Origin of the sequence: Aerosakkonema funiforme FACHB-1375, from assembly GCF_014696265.1 — a bacterium.
Classification (GTDB): Bacteria; Cyanobacteriota; Cyanobacteriia; order Cyanobacteriales; family Aerosakkonemataceae; genus Aerosakkonema; species Aerosakkonema funiforme_A.
Genome location: NZ_JACJPW010000064.1, coordinates 29,914 through 48,527 on the forward strand (window position 1 = coordinate 29,914; position 18,614 = coordinate 48,527).

14 protein-coding genes are annotated in these 18,614 nt (G+C 44.6%); 9 read left to right on the forward strand and 5 right to left on the reverse strand.

Translation table 11 applies throughout. The annotated features are described in order from the left end of the window. Positions 1–80: 80 nt before the first annotated feature. A complete protein-coding gene (locus H6G03_RS22640) occupies positions 81–3,359 on the reverse strand; it encodes a M23 family metallopeptidase (protein ID WP_242060450.1) in 3,279 nt (1,092 codons plus the stop codon). Between the two features lie 13 nt (positions 3,360–3,372). Continuing rightward, the gene (locus H6G03_RS22645; protein WP_322111954.1) at positions 3,373–4,245 is read right to left on the reverse strand and encodes a biotin--[acetyl-CoA-carboxylase] ligase; all 873 of its coding nucleotides are present in this window, start codon (positions 4,243–4,245) and stop codon (positions 3,373–3,375) included. A gap of 109 nt (positions 4,246–4,354) precedes the next feature. On the opposite strand from H6G03_RS22645, the gene pgeF reads away from it, so the two are divergent. The 7 genes from pgeF (at position 4,355) to H6G03_RS38940 (ending at position 9,059) form a co-directional block, all read left to right on the forward strand. Further along, entirely contained in the window at positions 4,355–5,140 is a 786-nt protein-coding gene (gene pgeF / locus H6G03_RS22650) for a peptidoglycan editing factor PgeF (protein ID WP_190468897.1), read from the forward strand. Between the two features lie 32 nt (positions 5,141–5,172). Next, positions 5,173–5,997 (forward strand): DUF4351 domain-containing protein, encoded by an 825-nt coding sequence (locus H6G03_RS22655; RefSeq protein ID WP_190468858.1) that lies wholly within the window; start codon positions 5,173–5,175, stop codon positions 5,995–5,997. A 165-nt stretch (positions 5,998–6,162) separates the two neighbouring features. Further along, complete coding sequence (locus H6G03_RS22660) at positions 6,163–6,807, forward strand: hypothetical protein (RefSeq protein ID WP_190468861.1); 645 nt, start codon at positions 6,163–6,165, stop codon at positions 6,805–6,807. A 398-nt stretch (positions 6,808–7,205) separates the two neighbouring features. Continuing rightward, positions 7,206–8,189, forward strand: coding sequence for a DMT family transporter (locus H6G03_RS22665; RefSeq protein WP_190468864.1), 984 nt, complete (start codon positions 7,206–7,208; stop codon positions 8,187–8,189). A 103-nt stretch (positions 8,190–8,292) separates the two neighbouring features. Beyond that, complete coding sequence (locus H6G03_RS22670; RefSeq protein WP_190468866.1) at positions 8,293–8,433, forward strand: hypothetical protein; 141 nt, start codon at positions 8,293–8,295, stop codon at positions 8,431–8,433. Further along, the gene (locus H6G03_RS22675; protein ID WP_206756641.1) at positions 8,405–8,593 is read left to right on the forward strand and encodes a hypothetical protein; all 189 of its coding nucleotides are present in this window, start codon (positions 8,405–8,407) and stop codon (positions 8,591–8,593) included. Before H6G03_RS22670 ends, H6G03_RS22675 begins: the two co-directional genes overlap by 29 nt. 331 nt (positions 8,594–8,924) lie before the next feature. Continuing rightward, a complete protein-coding gene (locus tag H6G03_RS38940) occupies positions 8,925–9,059 on the forward strand; it encodes a hypothetical protein (protein WP_255512268.1) in 135 nt (44 codons plus the stop codon). Positions 9,060–10,400: 1,341 nt separating this feature from the next. Here the strand turns inward: H6G03_RS38940 and H6G03_RS22680 are convergent. Together H6G03_RS22680 and H6G03_RS22685 are read right to left on the reverse strand one after the other, a co-directional pair. Next, positions 10,401–11,903, reverse strand: coding sequence for an HlyD family efflux transporter periplasmic adaptor subunit (locus tag H6G03_RS22680; RefSeq protein ID WP_190468875.1), 1,503 nt, complete (start codon positions 11,901–11,903; stop codon positions 10,401–10,403). A gap of 91 nt (positions 11,904–11,994) precedes the next feature. After that, positions 11,995–13,443, reverse strand: coding sequence for a BBP7 family outer membrane beta-barrel protein (locus H6G03_RS22685; RefSeq protein WP_190468878.1), 1,449 nt, complete (start codon positions 13,441–13,443; stop codon positions 11,995–11,997). A gap of 274 nt (positions 13,444–13,717) precedes the next feature. On the opposite strand from H6G03_RS22685, the gene H6G03_RS38945 reads away from it, so the two are divergent. Together H6G03_RS38945 and H6G03_RS22690 are read left to right on the forward strand one after the other, a co-directional pair. Further along, positions 13,718–13,852, forward strand: a complete 135-nt coding sequence (locus H6G03_RS38945; RefSeq protein WP_255512269.1) for a hypothetical protein — start codon at positions 13,718–13,720, stop codon at positions 13,850–13,852. Positions 13,853–13,984: 132 nt separating this feature from the next. Continuing rightward, complete coding sequence (locus tag H6G03_RS22690) at positions 13,985–16,129, forward strand: peptidase domain-containing ABC transporter (RefSeq protein ID WP_190468882.1); 2,145 nt, start codon at positions 13,985–13,987, stop codon at positions 16,127–16,129. Between the two features lie 195 nt (positions 16,130–16,324). On the opposite strand, the gene H6G03_RS22695 is transcribed toward H6G03_RS22690, so the two are convergent. After that, positions 16,325–18,067 carry a pentapeptide repeat-containing protein gene (locus H6G03_RS22695; RefSeq protein ID WP_190468884.1) on the reverse strand — a complete coding sequence of 581 codons (1,743 nt, stop codon included), beginning with the start codon at positions 18,065–18,067 and terminating at the stop codon, positions 16,325–16,327. Positions 18,068–18,614: the final 547 nt, after the last annotated feature.

An 18,614-nucleotide genomic window follows, 5' to 3' on the forward strand; every position in this document is an offset into this window, starting at 1 on the left:
CTAGGGAAGAGCGAAACGGAAAAGGGAAAATCTTAATTCCCCCACTCCCCCGTTCCCCCACTCCCCCGCTCCCTCTTCACCTATGGCTTATGGGGCAGAATGGGAACTTCAGGTAAACGGTAAGCAGACTCTTGGGTTACCCAAATGGGGAGTTCCGGCGGTCGGAAGTTAACTTGTTGGGCAGAAGTTAACCGATCGTTGGTTTGCACAGTCCTAGATAGCGACGCTTCATAGGGTGGTGTTTTAAGTACGGGAATCCCAGGGAACTGGGAATTAATCGGCTTCGCGCTAGATAAGGGTACTTCCTCAGTTGGTGTGTTGAGTACGGGAATCGGAGGTAACTGGGAATTAATTGGTCTAGTGCTAGATAGGGGTACTTCCTCAATTAGTGTTTGAAGTACCGGAATCCGAGGTAACGGTAAGTTTATAGGCCGAGCGCTCGATAGAGGAACTTCCTCAGTTAGTGTTTGAAGTACCGGAATCCGAGGTAACGGTAAGTTTATAGGCCGAGCGCTCGATAGGGGAACTTCCTCAGTTGGTGTTTGAAGTACTGGAATCCGAGATAACTGGGAATTAATCGGTTGAGAGATCGATCGCGGCGCTTCATAGGGTAGTGTGTTATCTACTGGAATCCGAGATAACTGGGAATTAATCGGTTGAGAGATCGATCGGGGAACTTCATCAGTTGGTGTGTTAAGTACCCGAATTGGCGGTAACTGAGAATTAATCGGTTGAGCGCTGGATAAAGGTACTTCAGGTGATGGCACATTGCGTATCCCACTTTCCGGTAATTCAGTGTCGTTGGATTGCTGTTCCGGTAACGGCATCAGGGATGGCGGCGTGTTGGGTATTGGGACTTCGGGTAACTGGGAATCGGTTAATTCGTTTCCAGATGGAGGCAACTGTGGTGGAGAGTTAGGTATGCCGCTCTGAGGTGGCTGGGAGTAAGCTTGTGGGGGTTCGGGTACTTGGTTCTCCGTTTGTTCGGGCTTGATTTCCTCTGTGAGTTGGTTAGGCTTCAAGGCTTTGACTAATTGAGCCAAGCCATACTCCAGTTGAGCGCGTGGGTCCATCGCAATCCACCCTTCGGGTGTTTTTTCCCGCACTTCAAAGTGGAGATGAGGGCCGGTTGAGTTGCCTGTGCTGCCTACGAGACCGATCGCACTTCCCTGTTGAACCCATTCTCCTGGTTTGACTAAAATTTCTGAGAGGTGACCGTAACGGGTTTCTTGAGTGTCGTTTTTATGACGGACAATGATGGATAAGCCGTAGCCGCCTAAGAAGTCTGCGATCGCTACTCTGCCGGCATGAGCGGCTAAAACAGGGGTTCCCATTGGCGCACCTAAGTCTGTCCCGGTGTGGAAGCGACGATCTCCGCTGATGGGATTAATTCGCCAGCCAAACACGGAGGTTATTTGGGCGGGAACAGCTAGGGGAAAGGCGATCGGTAGTTTGCTATTTCCAGATTCGGCTGGGGATGTTTGGGGTTGTTTGTAGTTGTAGCTTAATGTTGGATTGGGAAGCGTTTCATTACCTGTTATCTCGGTATCTATTTGGTTTTGACGGCTTGTGTTGGGAGGGTTACTAAAACTATTTTGTCTGCCCAAAGCAACATTTCCGGAGTCGATCTTGGCCGGACTGATATTGATATGTCCAATTGTTGGCGGCGTTACCTCTTGAGGCTTGGGTTTCCAGGCGGTTCGATCGTGTTGAGGCTGACGTTTTTTTCGAGATGAAGAAGAGAGGCGATCTTTTTGGGAAGAGCGCTGCGAACGGCTGAACTTGTAAAGTGACTGTTCTTCGTTCTGTTGCGCTGAGGGCAAACGGCTGATTCGATAAGAACGGGGTTGTTCCTCGTTTTGTGGTGTTAAGCGCAAACGACTAATTCTGTTTTGACGCGGCTGTTCTTCGTTTTGAGCTATTGAGGGTAAACGACTGATTTGATAAGAACGGGGTTGTTCTTCGTTTTGAGGCGTTGAGCGCAAACGGCTGATTCTATATTGACGGGGTTGTTCTTCGTTCTGAGGTGCGGAACGCAAACGGCTGATTCTATATTGACGAGGTTGTTCCTCCCTTTGGGGTGTTGACCGCAAACGATTAATTCTTTGGGAACGTTGCTGTGGCTCAGTTTCAATGGGACGGGGCAGGCGGCTTAAGTAGTAGGAACGCGGACGCGGTGAGGGATTAGTTTGAGTCGCTCGCGCCACCCGCAGTTGAGAGGAACGGGGTGAGCGATCGGTTTGAGTCGCTCGCGCTACCCGACTTTGGCGATAAGAACGCGCTAATCGCTCGCTGCGAGGAGAACGTGTCACGCGACTCGTTTCGTAGGAACGGGATGAGCGTTCGGTGCGATCGATCCGCGCTACCCGATTTTGGCTGTAGGAACGGGATGAGCGTTGGGTTTGTTCGACCCGCGCGACGCGACTTTGGCGGTAAGAACGAGATGAGCGTTGGGTTTGTTCGACCCGCGCTAGGCGATTTTGGCGGTAAGAACGAGATGAGCGTTGGGTTTGTTCGACCCGCGCGACGCGATTTTGGCGGTAAGAACGAGATGGGCGTTCGCTTTCGTAACCCACGCGATCGGTCTGGTAGGAACGGGGAATATCTCGTATTCTTTGACGCCGAACAGTGGTGTACCTATTGCTGGCGACAGCAGTTCTTCTGACGCTAGTTCTCACGGATGCCGCTGGGCCACCGCAGCGACTGCCTGCAACTCCTCTATTTCCGTAAACTGTTTGACAACCTGTGGAACGTTCCGACAGCACAACAGAGCTAGGAGGTGAGTAGGCGCGAGCGGTTGATTCCCGTCTCCTTGTGGCACCGAGGCTGTAATCGGTTGGGTCAATGTAAGAGTTCCCCCCGATCGATTGCGAGCTTCTTGCCCTTCCTCCTACTCGCGATCGCGGCGTCGCTCCGGCACGAGAGCGTCTTCTATTTACTGGTGCGGCTTGTCTGGGAGGTTCCGGTGCGGGGTCTGCCGATACGGCTTTGGGCATAATATCGGGAATTTGAGCGATGACAAAGGCATCGGATGATGTTTGATTTTTTGCCCAAACTATGCTACCACTCAAAAGTCCTAAACCGCTGACGCAACCAATTCCCTGTACCAACAGGAAACGATGCCAAAAGCTGATGCCTGCGCTTCTTTGGGAGGGGTTGGGATCGTGCCCGGTCGATCGAGCTGCGGTTGTGTCAATTTGCCGATCTTCTGTAGACGAATAGTTTAGTTGCTTGTCGGGATAAACTGGTTCCACCATCTCCATCACACCGTTATTTTGTTCAACACTTTTAATATAGGGATTGGTCTCGGTCAGGATTTCAGATTTCGGATTTGAGATTGCAGATGAAATTTTTGGCATCTGCAATTACCCATTAGCCATTTCCCAGTCCCATTTCTCCATAGCCCAGACTGATTGTACCGGGCTGGAGGCAAATTTCTGAAGAGGGAGCAGTCCCCGTTGGGTGCAGGCAAACTCGCAAGTCGCCATCGACAGAAACACCCACGACTACTCCTGAGCGTCCGTTGACTTCGATCGATCGCCCGATGCTTGTGAGTAGATTTTGGTAAAACGGCAACACGGAATCTATGCCTTTTTGTTGCCAGTAATGGTATCCAGACATTAATCCTACTAGAGTAATAGCGGCTAATGTTTCTAATGAAAGCGTTGGGCTGGGATGATTGGCGAGAAAAGATACTAGATTAATGCCGTTTTCTGGAACTTGGTTAGTCAAGTTAATGCCCACGCCAACTACTGCTTTGCTAATGCGCCCTCTGTTTACCCTGGTTTCGGTAAGTATGCCGCCCAACTTGCGCCCTGAAAGTATTAGGTCGTTGGGCCACTTGAGGGAGACTGGTAGGTCGTACTCGCGCAAAATCGTCGCAATTCCCCAAGCTCCGCACATAGTCAGTTGTCTAGCCTGCCGAGCGGCTACGTTGGGAGTTAAGGCCACAGATAAGTATAATCCACCGGCAGAAGAATGCCACTGTCGTCCCCACTGTCCTCGTCCGGCTTGTTGCTCAATGGCGATGACTGTGGTGCCTTCTCCAGATCCGAGAGCGAGCAATTCCCACAGCTTTTCATTAGTTGAGGGCAGAGTTTCAAAAAGATGAAGTGAAATATCTGGGTGTTGACTTTGTGAAAGGTTGACAAGCGATCGCTCTTGTGCGACAGAGTGATTTCGCACTGACTCAAGTGCTGCTGCAAACTGTTGCCGATCGAATTCCACGATGTCAAATTTATGCACAATCGTGGCTTAGGTTAGCATAGAATTCATTGTGATTTTGCAAAGTTTTGTAGCCGGCGTGATTCCTCCACACACGACTGAACCCGAACTGAAAAATTCGAGCGATGCTATTCACTCCTGGGAATGGCGCACTTGGGAAGGTTTGCCCTATCTTACCTGTAGCCTTCTGGAATCTTGGTCGCACGGTTTTTTTACGCAACAGTTTTCGCCTCGCTATCCGGTGGAATTTGTGGCGGCGCTACAGCCAGATGCTCAAGTTTATCGGGCGAAGCAGGTACACGGCAATATTGTTCTGACACCTTCGGAAATTGAACAGTTTGTCAATTCTGCGGTTACAGAAGAAACGCTCCTGCCGTCGGCAGATGGTATTGTGAGCGATCGGGCACTACAGGCGGTGTGGGTTTGTACGGCTGATTGTACGCCGGTTTTGATTGCCGATGAAAAAACCGGACAGGTGGCGGCGGTTCATGCAGGTTGGCGCGGTACTGCACAGAGGATTGTACCGCAGGCGATCGCACGTCTTGTTGCCCAAGGTAGCCAACTCGAAGACCTTCGCATTGCGATGGGGCCTGCGATCGCAGGTGAGGTTTATCAAGTTTCGACAGAAGTTGCTGTTGAAGTAGGAGTGAGCATTATACCACAAAAAGAAACAAATGAAGTTATTTTGTCTGCTTTGCTGGAGATACCCAATGCACCGATATTGCCAGATCCGGAAGAGGGAAAAGTGCGGTTGGATGTGCGACGGGTGAACGAGTTGCAATTGCTACAGATGGGGATAAGTGGAGAACGGATTGCGATCGCACCTTATTGTACATATCAGCAACCGGAATATTTCTTTTCCTATCGCAGAAATAAGTTGAAAAATGTGCAGTGGTCGGGAATAGTGAGTAAATAAAATAGGAAAAAGCCATCTTAACTTAACATCGGATGCAGTTTGATAACTTATGTAAGTATCTGGCAGAAAAATATCCCGATCGCTTTGCGAGTTGGTTATTAGGACAACCGACAACTAGGGTAGAAGTGTTAAAAACTGAATTAAGTTTAGAACCTATTCGGGCTGATTCAGTAACACTTTTACGCACTCAATCAGAAATTCTGCATTTAGAATTTCAAGTGCAAGTCCCAACTGGTAAACCGATGCCCCTGCGGATGCTAAATTATTGGGTGCGACTTTATTGGCAATATAATCTGCCAGTAACGCAGGTGCTAATCTGGCTGCAACAAATGAATAATCCAGCCGTGTTTGAGAATGAGTTCCGCCAGGGATTAACCAGTCATGGATATCAAGTAATTCGGATGTGGGAACAATCCCCAGAACCATTATTACAAGATCCGGGGTTGCTACCAATGGCTGTTTTGGCAGCTGCCGATGATGCGGCTGGGTTGCTGAATCGCGTAGCATCAGAAGTAGGTAAGATAGAGTCAATTGTCCAACGCCAGGAAATTTCGGCTTCTACCGAAATTTTAGCTGGTTTGAGGTTTAACAGAAATTTGATTCGCAATCTTTTCCGGGAGGGAATTATGCGGGAATCGGTGATTTATCAAGATATTTTGCAAGAAGGAAGACAACAAGAAGCACTAGCGATGGTGATGCGTCCGCTGACGCGCCGCTTTGGTGTGCTGTCACCTGAGTTACAAGGACGCATTCAAGCTTTATCTGTTGCACAGTTGGAGGATTTGATTGAAGCGTTGTTTGATTTTTCGGATGTTTCTGATTTGGTGAATTGGTTGGAGGAAAGGCGGGGGATTTAAGGATGTAGGGACACAGCATTTGCAATATTTGGATAAGGGATAAAATATTAACTATGCCGTGTCCCTACTATTTTTAAATGGGGAAAATTCATTTAAACGCGATATATATAATATATTCGTTCCATCGCACCAGATCCTTACCAAGCGAACATCGCGTTCAAAGTTATGATGAACAGGATAAAAAATAAAGTTATCAATATCGATATTAGCAGCAATCATTACAGGCTTGAAAGACTCGATGACAGGAAATATTATGAACTTTGGAAAAATAGCCTTGCCATCGCCGATGATTATGGATTTTATATAGATTTTTATCTTTATTTAAGAGACAGAGCCGAAAGTTTAAATCTTGCCCAAATCTATGTTACACTAGAAAAATTATGCGGAGAAAGCGGCAAATTTTTTGACGATTGGAAAGGATCGTTTTCCTTCCCATTTTTTCTAGAAGTGAGTAAAGCCGGACATGAATTTGATTACTTGCTGAATATCTACGACCACAGAGGCTCTGTGAATTTCGGAATTCGCAAACAATTACAGCCTCACGATAGCTATGACGCAAGGGTAATTCATCAACCGTTTCCAGAAGAATTCTCCCGGCAAGATATCAATGAATTTATCACCTACTTTTATGGTTATCTCCAGGGATATTTTGAAGAGATAAAAAGCAGCTATTCGCAATTTTTTTTCAAGCGAATAGATTCTAATTGCATCTTATTTGGATATAAAGATGGTAATTTCTTTGAAGAGCATTATGACGACCATGAAGAATACACTCGATCTTTGAAATTATTAGAAACTTTTTTATTATAGATTGAATTGATTGTTAAATATGAAATATCTGATTTGTAATTAAAAATCAAATTACGGGTGTTTAGGTTATTGCAAAAGAAGTGCGATCGCAAATCTAACAAAACATGATACCCATCACTCGAAACTACAAATCCGTGAGCAATCTTGCCTTTATCATAATAAAAGTCAGAACATTTTCTTATCTATAAATAATATCTGCTTACTTTTCTAGAAAGAGTTCATACAGAGTTATTTAACTTCAAAGCTACAGGAATGAGTGTGATGGAATTAAGCCATCGTGGCCATATTGCTTTTAAACTTGTACAACTATAAATAATCTAACATTATTTAATATTTTTTAATAAAATATGCTAAAATAGCAGTTACAATTTAAATTTGAATCAACTGCAATTTTCCTTATGTCAATGTTAGAGCAATCCCCACAAATTGTCACAAAAGAATCAAATTTGCTGGCAAACGCGGCTATATTAGTAGCTGTTATCATTTGTACCTTCACACCAATATTGATGCGATTTTGCCAAACCGAAATCGGACCAGATGCGATCATCTTTAACCGCTACTGGATAGCCACAACAGTTTTACTATTATGGCATGGCTTGGCAGCTGCACGCCGCTTTTGGATTAAATCTCCAAATCTGTCTAGTCAACTTGATGAGGAGAAATCCCTGGCAATACCTTATACTAATCAGACAATATTCTTATTATTATTATCAGGATCTTTTCTAGCTGCGATGTCGGTTTTATGGTCATGGTCTCTGACTCAGACTAATGTTGCCAACTCTGCATTGATTCATAATTTCTCCATTTTTTTTACTACAATAGTGGGCTGGTTGTTTTTCAAAAAACGCTTTCATAAAAACTTCTTGATGGGTACTGCTATAGCTATAGGGGGAATGATTTTACTTGGATTAAATGACCTGAAATTAGAAACTGACAACATCCAAGGAGATCTTGTTAGCCTAGTCTCTAGTATGGTATTTGGGGCGTATTTAATGACTGTAGAAAGAGTGAGATCTCAAGTGAGTGCTGACACCACAATTCTCTGGTGTTACGGGTTAGGAGTTATTCTAACTTTACCGATTGCTTTAATTAACCAAGAGCAACTATTCCCCATATCGTGGCAAGGGTGGTATGGTCTTATTCTTTTGGGGATTAATGGTATGCTAGTACATTTTTTAACAATATATAGTATTCAGAAATTATCTGCATCTTTTGTGGCTCTAGTTTTTTTGCTAGAACCAATTTTGACAGGTATGTTTGCTTGGTGGATATTTGGAGAAACATTAGCTTGGCTCAATTTATTGGCATTTGCTGTAATTTTAGTGGGGCTGTATTTCGCGGTATCTAGTCCATTGGTTGCGATCGATTTTGAGGATAATTAAGTACGGAAGAGCGATCGAGGTTGAGATTCCCCACACTTGAATCACCTTAATTGAAAAATAATTCGATGGATTCCAAACCTTCACTGAGAAGGAACTCGGAATTGTGATTAACGAAAGCACTCAGAAGGCTAATAGCGAAAGTCCACTCAAGTGGACTGAAGAAATAAAATATGTATTCAGTCGGATTTATCCGACTTTCGCTATGAAGCGGGGAATTGATGACCCGTCGGGTGATGGCAACTGATGCAAGATTTTTGTCGGTGATTTCCAAATGCGATCGCGCAGCTGACGAACGGTATATCGGTCTCATTCCGGTAATCGCTGTAATCGATCTGGTGTCGGAAAACCCGAACCTCCATCTGACAAAGTTTGAGCCAGAACTGGGTTCGCGTTCGGTAGGCTAGCAACTGCTACCACCGTTAGAATAACCAGTAAGCATTGATTCGCAGGTGGCACACCCATTTATGCAATCCTCACATTATTTTTACTTAAAACGGTTAATTATAATCATTTGTTGTTAATTTGTCTTTGACAGGCTGTCAAACATAAAGTACCTTGATTTAAGATTCTTTATAATTAATCTCAGAGTCCGAAAATTAAGCTCTGGTAAAGCTATATAACTTACTTTTATCACTAAAATAAGCCGGAAAGCTCTTGACAGTAATTAAGTAAAATATTAGGATTGATGCTGAACCAAGATAAGTAGTCCTGTCAGTAAAATATCAGGTAGGCAAAATGAAAGAGAACAAGAAAGTGCTTCTCTTCACCGAAATCGTTGCTAAAAAAACAGCTTCGAGCGACGGTGGAAGCGAAGCACAGTTCGTTCGCAGCCGTCAAAAGTTTACTAAGTTTGCTAAACTCGGCGCATAATTACATAATGCCTACTAAGTCCAAAACGTTTAGATTTGTGGACTAAACGCGATGGAGATAACACAGGTAACTTAGTTAAAAAGGCATCTGTGCAGATACAGATGCCTTACTTTTTTCATATCAAGTTTCACCATACAATATCGAAATTTTCTACAGCATAATCAACGAAAGTCTTAAAAAACTTTGTCAAAATTGATGATGATGCGGATATAGTTATGATAACCAGCAAGACTTATCGGCTCTTCCGTACTTAGTGTGCCAAATCATTAGTTTTTTGGTACCCTAAACCCAAGCTGGCTGCGATTTCAAGGCGATCGCACTTGTACTGTAATGCGATAGGGCAAACTTTGGATGTAAATAATCTCAAAGCCTTACGGGACAAAGCCTTGAGGATAAATTTAAGTTAAATTAGCACACTAAGTAGGGAAGAGCCGCTCTTTTGAAGCAGATCGTAGAAAACGTTCGCTTGAGCGGAGATAAGGTCACTTTTGATACAATCGTAAAAGCTTGTCAGATTACGAAGCTGACTGCTCGATCTCTAAGTTTAGTCTTCTTTAAAAAAAAATTGTAATTCACAAGTTTTTCACTTTTTTCATCTATCTTAAGGTATAGTTATTCAGTGGCCTGAAAAAACATACAAAGAGCGTCAGAAAAATTACTGCTTAGCTCTGACGTTCTGTAAAAACGGTAATTGGATAACCACTATATTCTGGAGGAGTTTTTTACCAGTGCTGTGCAGTCTGAAAAATTTCCCAGCTACGATCGGTCGATCGCAAACGAGGGATGTGTCTGATAGTACAGTACTTCTAGTTAAACTTCCGGATAGAAGAACGCTGCTATCCAGGGTGCATCTACAACATTGCTTGAATAAAAGCGTTGATTAGCCTTCAGTTATCAACTTAGAAACTGGAACAATGACACTATTAATATTAGCATCTTCAACAACTGCTTACTTTTTTTCAGGGTTAGTTTGTTACTTTGCTTCATTAGGCAATGACAAATGTGTTTTTCAATCTAATGACAAGCTTTTGTTCAAAGGATCGACTAAACTTTGGATAGCCGCTTTTTGGCCTGTTTGGATCGTCAAGGAAATTGAAAAATAAAATCAGGCAAGATTATCGGTTGGGTGGGAAAACAAAACTCGACTTATCAGACTAAGTTGTTGGGTAAAGCTATGCACAAACATACAAATAGATGAGCTAAAGCGATCGCAATCGTCACGTCACAGCGATTTTGAGAAGCGGTATTACCAAATGCGCTTAGATAGCTTAGGGACGTTGCGGTTGTTGCCAAAGAAGGGCGATCGCCAATCTAACAAAAGTATGATATCAATCACCCAAACTACAAATCTGTTAGCAATCTTGCCTTTCTCATAATAAAAGTGAGGACAGTTTCTTCTCTAGAAATAATATCTGCTGTAATTTCCATCCCTGGTTGTACGGGATACTGAATATCGCCCTTCAGCAAATAAGCTTTTTCTGGCTGAATAGTGACTTCGTAGTAGGGGGAATTATTGTTTTGAGATGTAATAGCATCGGGAGCGATCGCACTCACTTTTCCTTGCAAAACGCCGTAATCTGTATAGGCGTATGCAGAAACTCGCAGCAGGGACTTTTGACCCAGAGTGATTTTAGCAATATCTTCAGCCGCAACGCGAGCTTTGATGACAATCGGGGCATTACTGGGAGAAATTTGGGCAATTGCTTCGCCCGATCGCACAGTTTGACCGGCGTTTCGCAGATACAATTGTAGAATTGTGCCATCTGCTGGCGAACGCACAATGCTTTTTGTCAGTTCGGTTTCGATTTGCTGGATTTCTTTGCGATCGCGATTAATTTGATTTTCGATTTCGATGCGGCGCTGAATCAAAGCTTCTCGTTCTTTTTTCAACGTAGCTAAAGTTGCTTCACCTTTAGCTTTTTCTTGGGCAATTCGCTGTTGGGCGATCGCAATTGGTGCTTTAGTAGGGTTGAGTGCAGTTTTAACTGCTTGCAATTTGGCAGCAGCTACTTCCACAGATTGTTTTTGTCTTTCAACGGTTTGTGCTTGTCCTTCAATCGCTTTTTTTTGCGCTTCAATGGCTGCTTTTTGTCCCGCAACAGTTTGTTCTTGCTGCTGAACTGCTAGTTCGTTTTCCTCCAACCTATCTTTAGAAATTGCTCCCGATTCTGCCAATGGCTTATAGCGATCGCGCCTGGAAATGGCAGATTTTAAGTTGGCTTCTGCTCCTTTTAAATTAGCGTCTGCTGAAAGCAAATTCGCCTGCTCTCTTTGCAATTCTTCTTGAGCTTTTTGCAACTCTGCCTGGGCTATTTTTAAGTTTGCTTCCGCTTGTTGCACTTCACTGGCAGTGGTAATTTGACGATCGCGATATTCCCTTTCGTTGCGCTCTAAATCTGCTTGTGCGGAAGCGATAGTACGTTCCGTACCGTTACTTTCAGCTACTAGCTGGTTTTGCAGGGAGTTTAGTTGAGCGGCGATCTGAGCGAGTTGCAGTTGATTTTGTTGAATACTGCCGATCAGTTGGCTTTTTTTAGTTTGCACTTGGGAGTCGTCGATAGTAGCGATCGCATCTCCTTCTTTTACCGCCATATTTTCTGTCACAGAAATGCTTTTGACCGTTCCTTCCGTTGCTGCTTGAACTATCCGCACTTCTCCAGAAGGACGAACTGTGGCGGGAGCCTTTACGGTCACATTGTACTCAGTAACGGCAGCAAGAGCGAAAGCCGCGCCAACAGTTCCCACCAAAAACAGCCCCCCTAGCGTTGTCCACCTGCCTATAGGAGGGAGAAACTCATCGCTAGTAACTGGGCGAAGAAATTCGGGATTGCGATCGCTAAACATATAGCTAGGGCGTTGGGGTTAGGGTGTCGGGCGTCGGATCGAGAGTTTCAGGAATTAACAACATCCTAACTCTGGCAGTTGCTATATCAGATCAAAAAACAACTCTTATTCCCACTGAAGGGCCGTAATACAGTGTATCGCCACTCATATCCAGCCTGCCAAATTCACCGGACTCAGCAAAATCCCTAAACTGTCTGGGAGCTAATGCCAAGCCATATAAATACACTAAATTAAACCCAGCGGTTAAGCTAACGTTGGGAGTAACCTGCCAGTTAGCAGAGATACTTCCCTCCACAACAGGAGAAAGTCCCCATTCACTTTTAACTCCTTTAATTCTTTCTAATAACTCTCCCGTATCAAAATCGTAGGCGCTAATAGTACTTGACTGATCGCCATTGTTGGCAAACACACCTGCTTTCGCTCCCAAGCCTATACTAAAGTTACGACTTACTCCAATATTGGCGTTGCCTCCTATTTGAAAACCAAACAAGTTATTTCTAGTCTCGATGTTGTAATCTCCTGTGGGATAAGCTCGCAGACCTTCTTCCGGAAAAGCCGCCGCACCAAATGTCGCTAAGTTAAATTTTTCTGGAGCGCTGATATACCGCACTCCCACCAACCAAGAGGGGCGAAAATTATTGGATGAAGCGACTTCTTTGTGATAATTAACCTCAAAGTTGTAGAGGTTAGCGCTGTAATCGAGCTGGTGTTCGTAACTGAGAAGAAAAGCCTGACTGATAGCGAAACTACCATTTCCTAGACCTAGAGGCGGCTCTTGATTAAGAATGTTAATTTTGTCTCCCAGAGACTCGCTAGGGTCAAGTATCGGCGTATCGTCGGTCGGTACTTCCACAACAACATCGCTGGGCAGACCGGGCTCAGGAGAAACAAGCGTAGCTGATGAACTGTATTCTTGCAAACCAAAGAAAGAAAAACTGATACTATCTTTGCGATCGCGACTGTAGCCTACTGTAATTCTAGTTCCCAACTCGTAGTCAAAAGCTACATCGTCAGTACGTAAAGTACCTCCTCTCTCAGGAGAACCTGTTTCTGCGACGCTCAGGTCTACAACTTCTGAAGTTAAGATACCTCGCGGGATGGTGCGATTGAGGAATAGCGCTTCCGCCTGCACGTACCATCGCTGTGGTGCGATCGAATTCGATCGAGTTGTTTCGCTTTGCGCTATTGCTTGAGATCTCAAGGTAGGATTGGTAGGATTTGTCGGAAAAATAGAGCCAGTATTATTACCCTCTGGCAACAAATCTGCCGCTTTATAGGAAAATTTCTCGGATTCTAGAAGCTCAATTTCAGCTTCTATTAAGGCTGCTTGTAGCTGTTCGAGTTGGATGGGAACAGTTGAATCATCATTCAAATAACTCTCAGCCAGAATTGGCTGTGCGTTCTCAGGCTCCGTTTGCAATATACCAGAACCTCGATCGGACACGGTTTGAGCGAGAACCGGGTTGACGTTCAGTAGGCTAGCAACTGCTAGCGCTGTTGGAATACCGAATAGGTATTTTCTCGTCGGTGACACACCCATTTATTCAATCCTCACATTCTTATTAGTTAGAACCGTTTATTATAATCATTTGTTGTTAATTTGTCTTTGACAAGCTGTCAAACATAAATCTAGTTGGTTTAGGATTCTTTATGATTAAGCTGGAAGCGCCAGAATTAAGGTCTGGTAAAGGGATATGCCCTACTTTTCCGAGAAAAACAAGCATTAAACCTCTTGACACTAATTGAGCCAAGCTATTAGTATTAATGCTGAAGCAAGATCAGTAGTTCTGTCAGTAAAATCAAAGGTAGACAAAATGAAAGAGAACAAGAAAGCACCTCTCTTCACCGAAATCGAAGCTAAAGAAGCTGCTTCTATCAACGGTGGATGCGAAGCACAGTGTGTTCACAGCCGTCAAAGTGTTACCAAGCTTGGTAAGCGCGGCTCATAATTACAGGATGCCTGCTAAGTCGAAAACGTTTAGATTTGTGGACTAAACGCTATAAAGAGAAATCAGGTAACTTAGCTAAATAGGCATCTGTGGAGATACAGATGCCTTACTTTTTGCATATCAATTTTCACCATGCAATATCCAAATGTTCTACAGCATAATGAAGAAGACTGTGGAGCTGCCTGCATTGCTTCTATTGCTAAAAAATACGGACGTACCTTTGCGATTAACCGCATCCGGGAAGCTGTAGGTACTGGGCAACTGGGGACGACATTGCTGGGGTTAAAACAGGGTGCAGATGCACTGGGTTTCAATGCTCGCTCAGTGAGAGCTTCACCGGAAATTTTAGACAGAATTAAAGAAGCACCCCTGCCAGCAATTATTCACTGGAAGGGGTATCACTGGGTTGTTTTGTACGGTAAGCGGGGCAGAAAGTATGTAATTGCCGATCCCGCAGTTGGTGTTTTGTACCTTTCCAAGAAGCAGTTAACGGAATGCTGGACGGATTGGGTGATGCTTTTAGTAGAGCCAGATCCGGTTCGGTTTTCCGAGCAACCTAACGATAAGGTAGGTGGTTTTGGGCGTTTTTTCAAGCCGATTTGGGCTTACCGAGGCATTTTGGCGGAAGCGCTGCTCATCAACTTTGTCTTGGGTTTGCTTTCCATCGCTTTACCTTTTTTAATCCAAATCTTAACTGATGATGTGTTGGTGAGGGGCGATCGCAAGCTGCTTGGGGGTGTAGCGATCGCAGTTGTAGCGATGAACCTCATCGGCAGCTGTTTGGGATTAGTGCAATCTAACCTCGTCGCACACTTTGCACAACGTCTGGAATTAAATTTAGTTTTGCAATTCGGACGACAAATTCTGCGCTTACCCCTCAACTACTACGAATCGCGTCGCAGCGGCGAAATTGTCAGTAGATTGCGAGATATTCAACAAATTAATCAGCTAGTTTCTCAAGTAGTTATCGGTTTGCCCAGTCAGTTGTTTATTGCGCTTGTTTCCTTGGGATTCATGGTATTTTACTCCTGGAAACTGGCAATCTGTAGCTGTTTAATTGCACTGTTGACGATCCTAACGCCGTTGTTTCTACTTCCCACCCTGCAACAAAAAGTTCGCAACTTATTAGTACTGGAAGCGGAAAATCAAGGGGTTTTAGTCGAAACATTCAAAGGAGCGCTGACGTTGAAAACTACCTCATCTGCCCCGCAATTTTGGTCAGAATTGCAAAGCCGCTTCGGTCGCTTAGCCAACGTCAGCTTCCGCACTATTCAAATTGCGATTATCAACAAAACTTTTTCCGAACTAATTTACGGTCTAGGTGTAATTGGCTTGCTTTGGTTTGGCAGTAGCTTAGTAATTCAAGAAGAGTTAACTATTGGACAGCTATTGGCGTTTAACGCCATGAATGGTAATTTTCTCGCATTCATTATCATTACAATTGGATTTGTAGAGGAATTCACGCGAGTAAAAACGGCGACCGAGCGGATCGGAGAAGTCATAGATGCGACCCCAGAAGAGCGAGGAAAGTCTCAAAAAAACTTTGTCAAAATTCCCGATGATGCGGATATCGTTTGCACAAATCTGAATTTTCACCATACAGGTAGAGTTGAGTTACTAGAGGAATTTTCTGTCAATATTCCCGGCGGTAAAGTTGTGGCGATTATCGGTAAATCTGGCTGCGGCAAAAGTACCATAGCCAAACTAATTGCCGGTTTGTATCAACTTCAATCTGGCAATATTCGGTTTGGTAATTATAACCAGCAAGACCTCTCGCTGGACTGTTTGCGACAACAGGTTGTCCTCGTTCCTCAAGAAGCACATTTTTGGAGTCGATCGATCGTGGAAAACTTTCGCTTGAGTGGAGATGCGGTCACTTTTGATACGATCGTCAAAGCTTGCCAGATTGCCGAAGCTGACTATTTTATCAGTAACCTGCCGGATAAATATCAAACTATATTGGGTGAATTTGGCGCGAATCTGTCTGGCGGACAACGACAGCGACTGGCAATAGCGAGAGCGATCGTCAATGACCCCCCCGTGCTGATTTTAGATGAATCAACTTCTGGTTTAGATCCGGTGAGCGAAGCACAAGTTCTCGATAAGCTGTTGCATCATCGCGAAGGTAAAACTACGATTTTAATCAGCCATCGCCCCAGAGTTATTAATCGAGCGGATTGGATTGTCTTTTTGGAGGAAGGGAAATTGAAAATGCAAGGTTGTGTGGAGGAGTTGCGCTCTCTTCCTGGCGATCATTTAGACTTTCTGACTCCTTAATTAGGGCTAGGGGCTAGGGGCTAGGGGTTAGGGCGTCGGGGAAGAGGGAGATTAGGGGAGCGGGGGAGCGGGGGAGCGAGAGAATTAATCTTTTCCCTCTTTGCTCTTCCCTAACCCCGACGCCCTAATCCCTAGCCCTTTTTTTTTGACTTTTAACTTTTGACTTTTGACTCCCCCACTATAAGCAAATGCGTATTAAGGACGTTGCGGTTGTTGCCAAAGAAGGGCGATCGCCAACCGCACAGCCGAACCGACCGCAGATGTACGAGCTGCCTCGGAAGCTGTCTTTTCCCAACGCAAAAGATTGTCTTGAAATGTCGAATCGCGCTTGGCTCTTCGTGCGATCGCTTGACCGATAAGTTTCTTTTGAATTTCTTCAGTTGAAATACCTTGGCGCTTTAAATAATCGAGCAATCGCTGTACGCTATCGACAATCTGTTCGGGAGCCTGCGACATCAAAATTGCTTCGATTTGGCGCACAACTTCTTGATAGATTTGCACCTGTTTATCCTTTCCTAGCGGTGCTTTTGACGGAGGTGATTGTGTTGGATCTGGCGTTGGCGAGCCATCTTCCTGACGAGGTACGATACCGAGCAGACCAAGGATTTGATGGCGACGACCTAAGAAGCGATGGAGCATTTCCGGGTAGATTTGCAACAAGCGCGATCGCAGGATTTTAGCATTCACCAAGCGATTCGATGCGAGTCGCAGCACATACTGACCAGCTGCCGATTCAAAAGATTTAACTGTGAGAGTAAGCTCAGAAGACTCGCATTCCATTTGAGCCAGAGTAAAAATCAGCACTTCCCAATTCGGTTCTTCTGCAAAATCGATTTCGATATTCGATGAATCTTCTCGATACTGTTCTGCCAGTTCTCCCGGTGCCAAATCCCGACCCACAGGATAGCGCTGAGTTGGGCTTTTATTGGCATGATTGAAATCAGTATAAACATACCGACACTCAACCTTAGTAAGATCCACATCTTCAATATGCCAATTTTCAATGCAGACGCCTGTCATTTGCGCCCGTTCCAAATTCGTGCGGATGAGATGACTTTCCAGTAAATAAGCTTCACTCAAATCGGTTTCGCTCAAAGTTGTGTCGCTCAAATAAGCACCCGATAAATCCGCTCGTCGCAAAGAAGCACCGCGTAAATTTGCTTCGCTCAAATCCGCTCGCAACAGCAAGACATCTTGAAGATTTGCTCGCAATAAATAAGCTTTTCTCAAACTGGTTTTGAGCAAATAAGCTCCTGCCAAATTAGCTCGACTCAAGTCAGCACTGTGGAGGCTTGCTTCGCTCAAGTCGGCACCAGTAAGCACGACCCGATGCAAGTCTGCCTGACTCAGATTAGCCGATCGCAAACAAACACCAGTTAGATTTGCTTCTGTTAAATTAGTTCTAATCAAAATGGCTTCTCGCAAATTCGCCGATTCCAGAGTTGCTTCCCGGAGATTGGCATTCGTGAGATTAGCGCTAATCAAGCTCGCACGACGCAGATTCGCTTCCATCAATTCCGCTCTCATCAACTGGGTATCGTTGAGTTTGCTGCGTTCCAGATTGCTCTGATCCAGCTTAGCTCCTTGCAGGTCGGCTCCGCTGAGATCTGCTTCCTCCAGCACCGCCCAATTTAAATCAGCCTCTTGCAGATTGGCAAGACGCAAATCCGCTTTGGTAAGATTTGCTCCGCTCAAAATCGCTTGGTTGAGATTGGCACCGGTAAGGTTAGCATGGCGGAGGTCAGCTTGGCGAAAACAAGCGCCGTGAAGTTTGCTGCGACTCAAAAATGACCAGCTGAGATTAGCGCCCGTGAGATTAGCGCCCGTGAGGTCAAGATCCTGCAAGTTGACACCAGTGAGAATAGCTCCACTGAGGTCAATATGGGCAAAATCCCGCTCTCCTTGTTTGTATCGAGCCAGAAAATCTTGTACTTGCATCGCAGCCCTTAATTTTTAGGCAGAAGTGGCAGCTGTTTATCTAACGATTTGACGAGTTGTAGAGGCGGGTTTTCCCGATCGTTTCAGATTTTTGATTTAAAAGGGCAGATTTTTGGCTAATGCCTCGCCTTACGTGGGCGAAATCAATTTCAAATCTAAATTTTTGGTTAATGCCTTGCAAAAGCGTAGACCTTGGCGCAGCCTGCCGGAGGCATTAGCAAATCTGAAATCGGTACTGGTTAAAAATTGGCAATTATTTTATCATCAATTTCCTCGATAAGCTTGCAGTACCAACAGATAACCTTTTACGCGCATTTAGTCACAAAATCCGCAAACAGACAAACTAAAATGCAAGCGATCGCCTACAGCTGTTTTACGTTTGTCTAAGGCTACCCGAAGCGGGAATAAAAGTTTTGAGTTTTAAATTTTGAGCATTGAGTAGAAGAATCTAATTCAGAACTCAAAACTGAAAACTCAGAACTATATTCCAGTTACCACCCCTAGTCTACCCACATTCAGGGAAGGGGGAGTGGGGGATGGGGGGAGT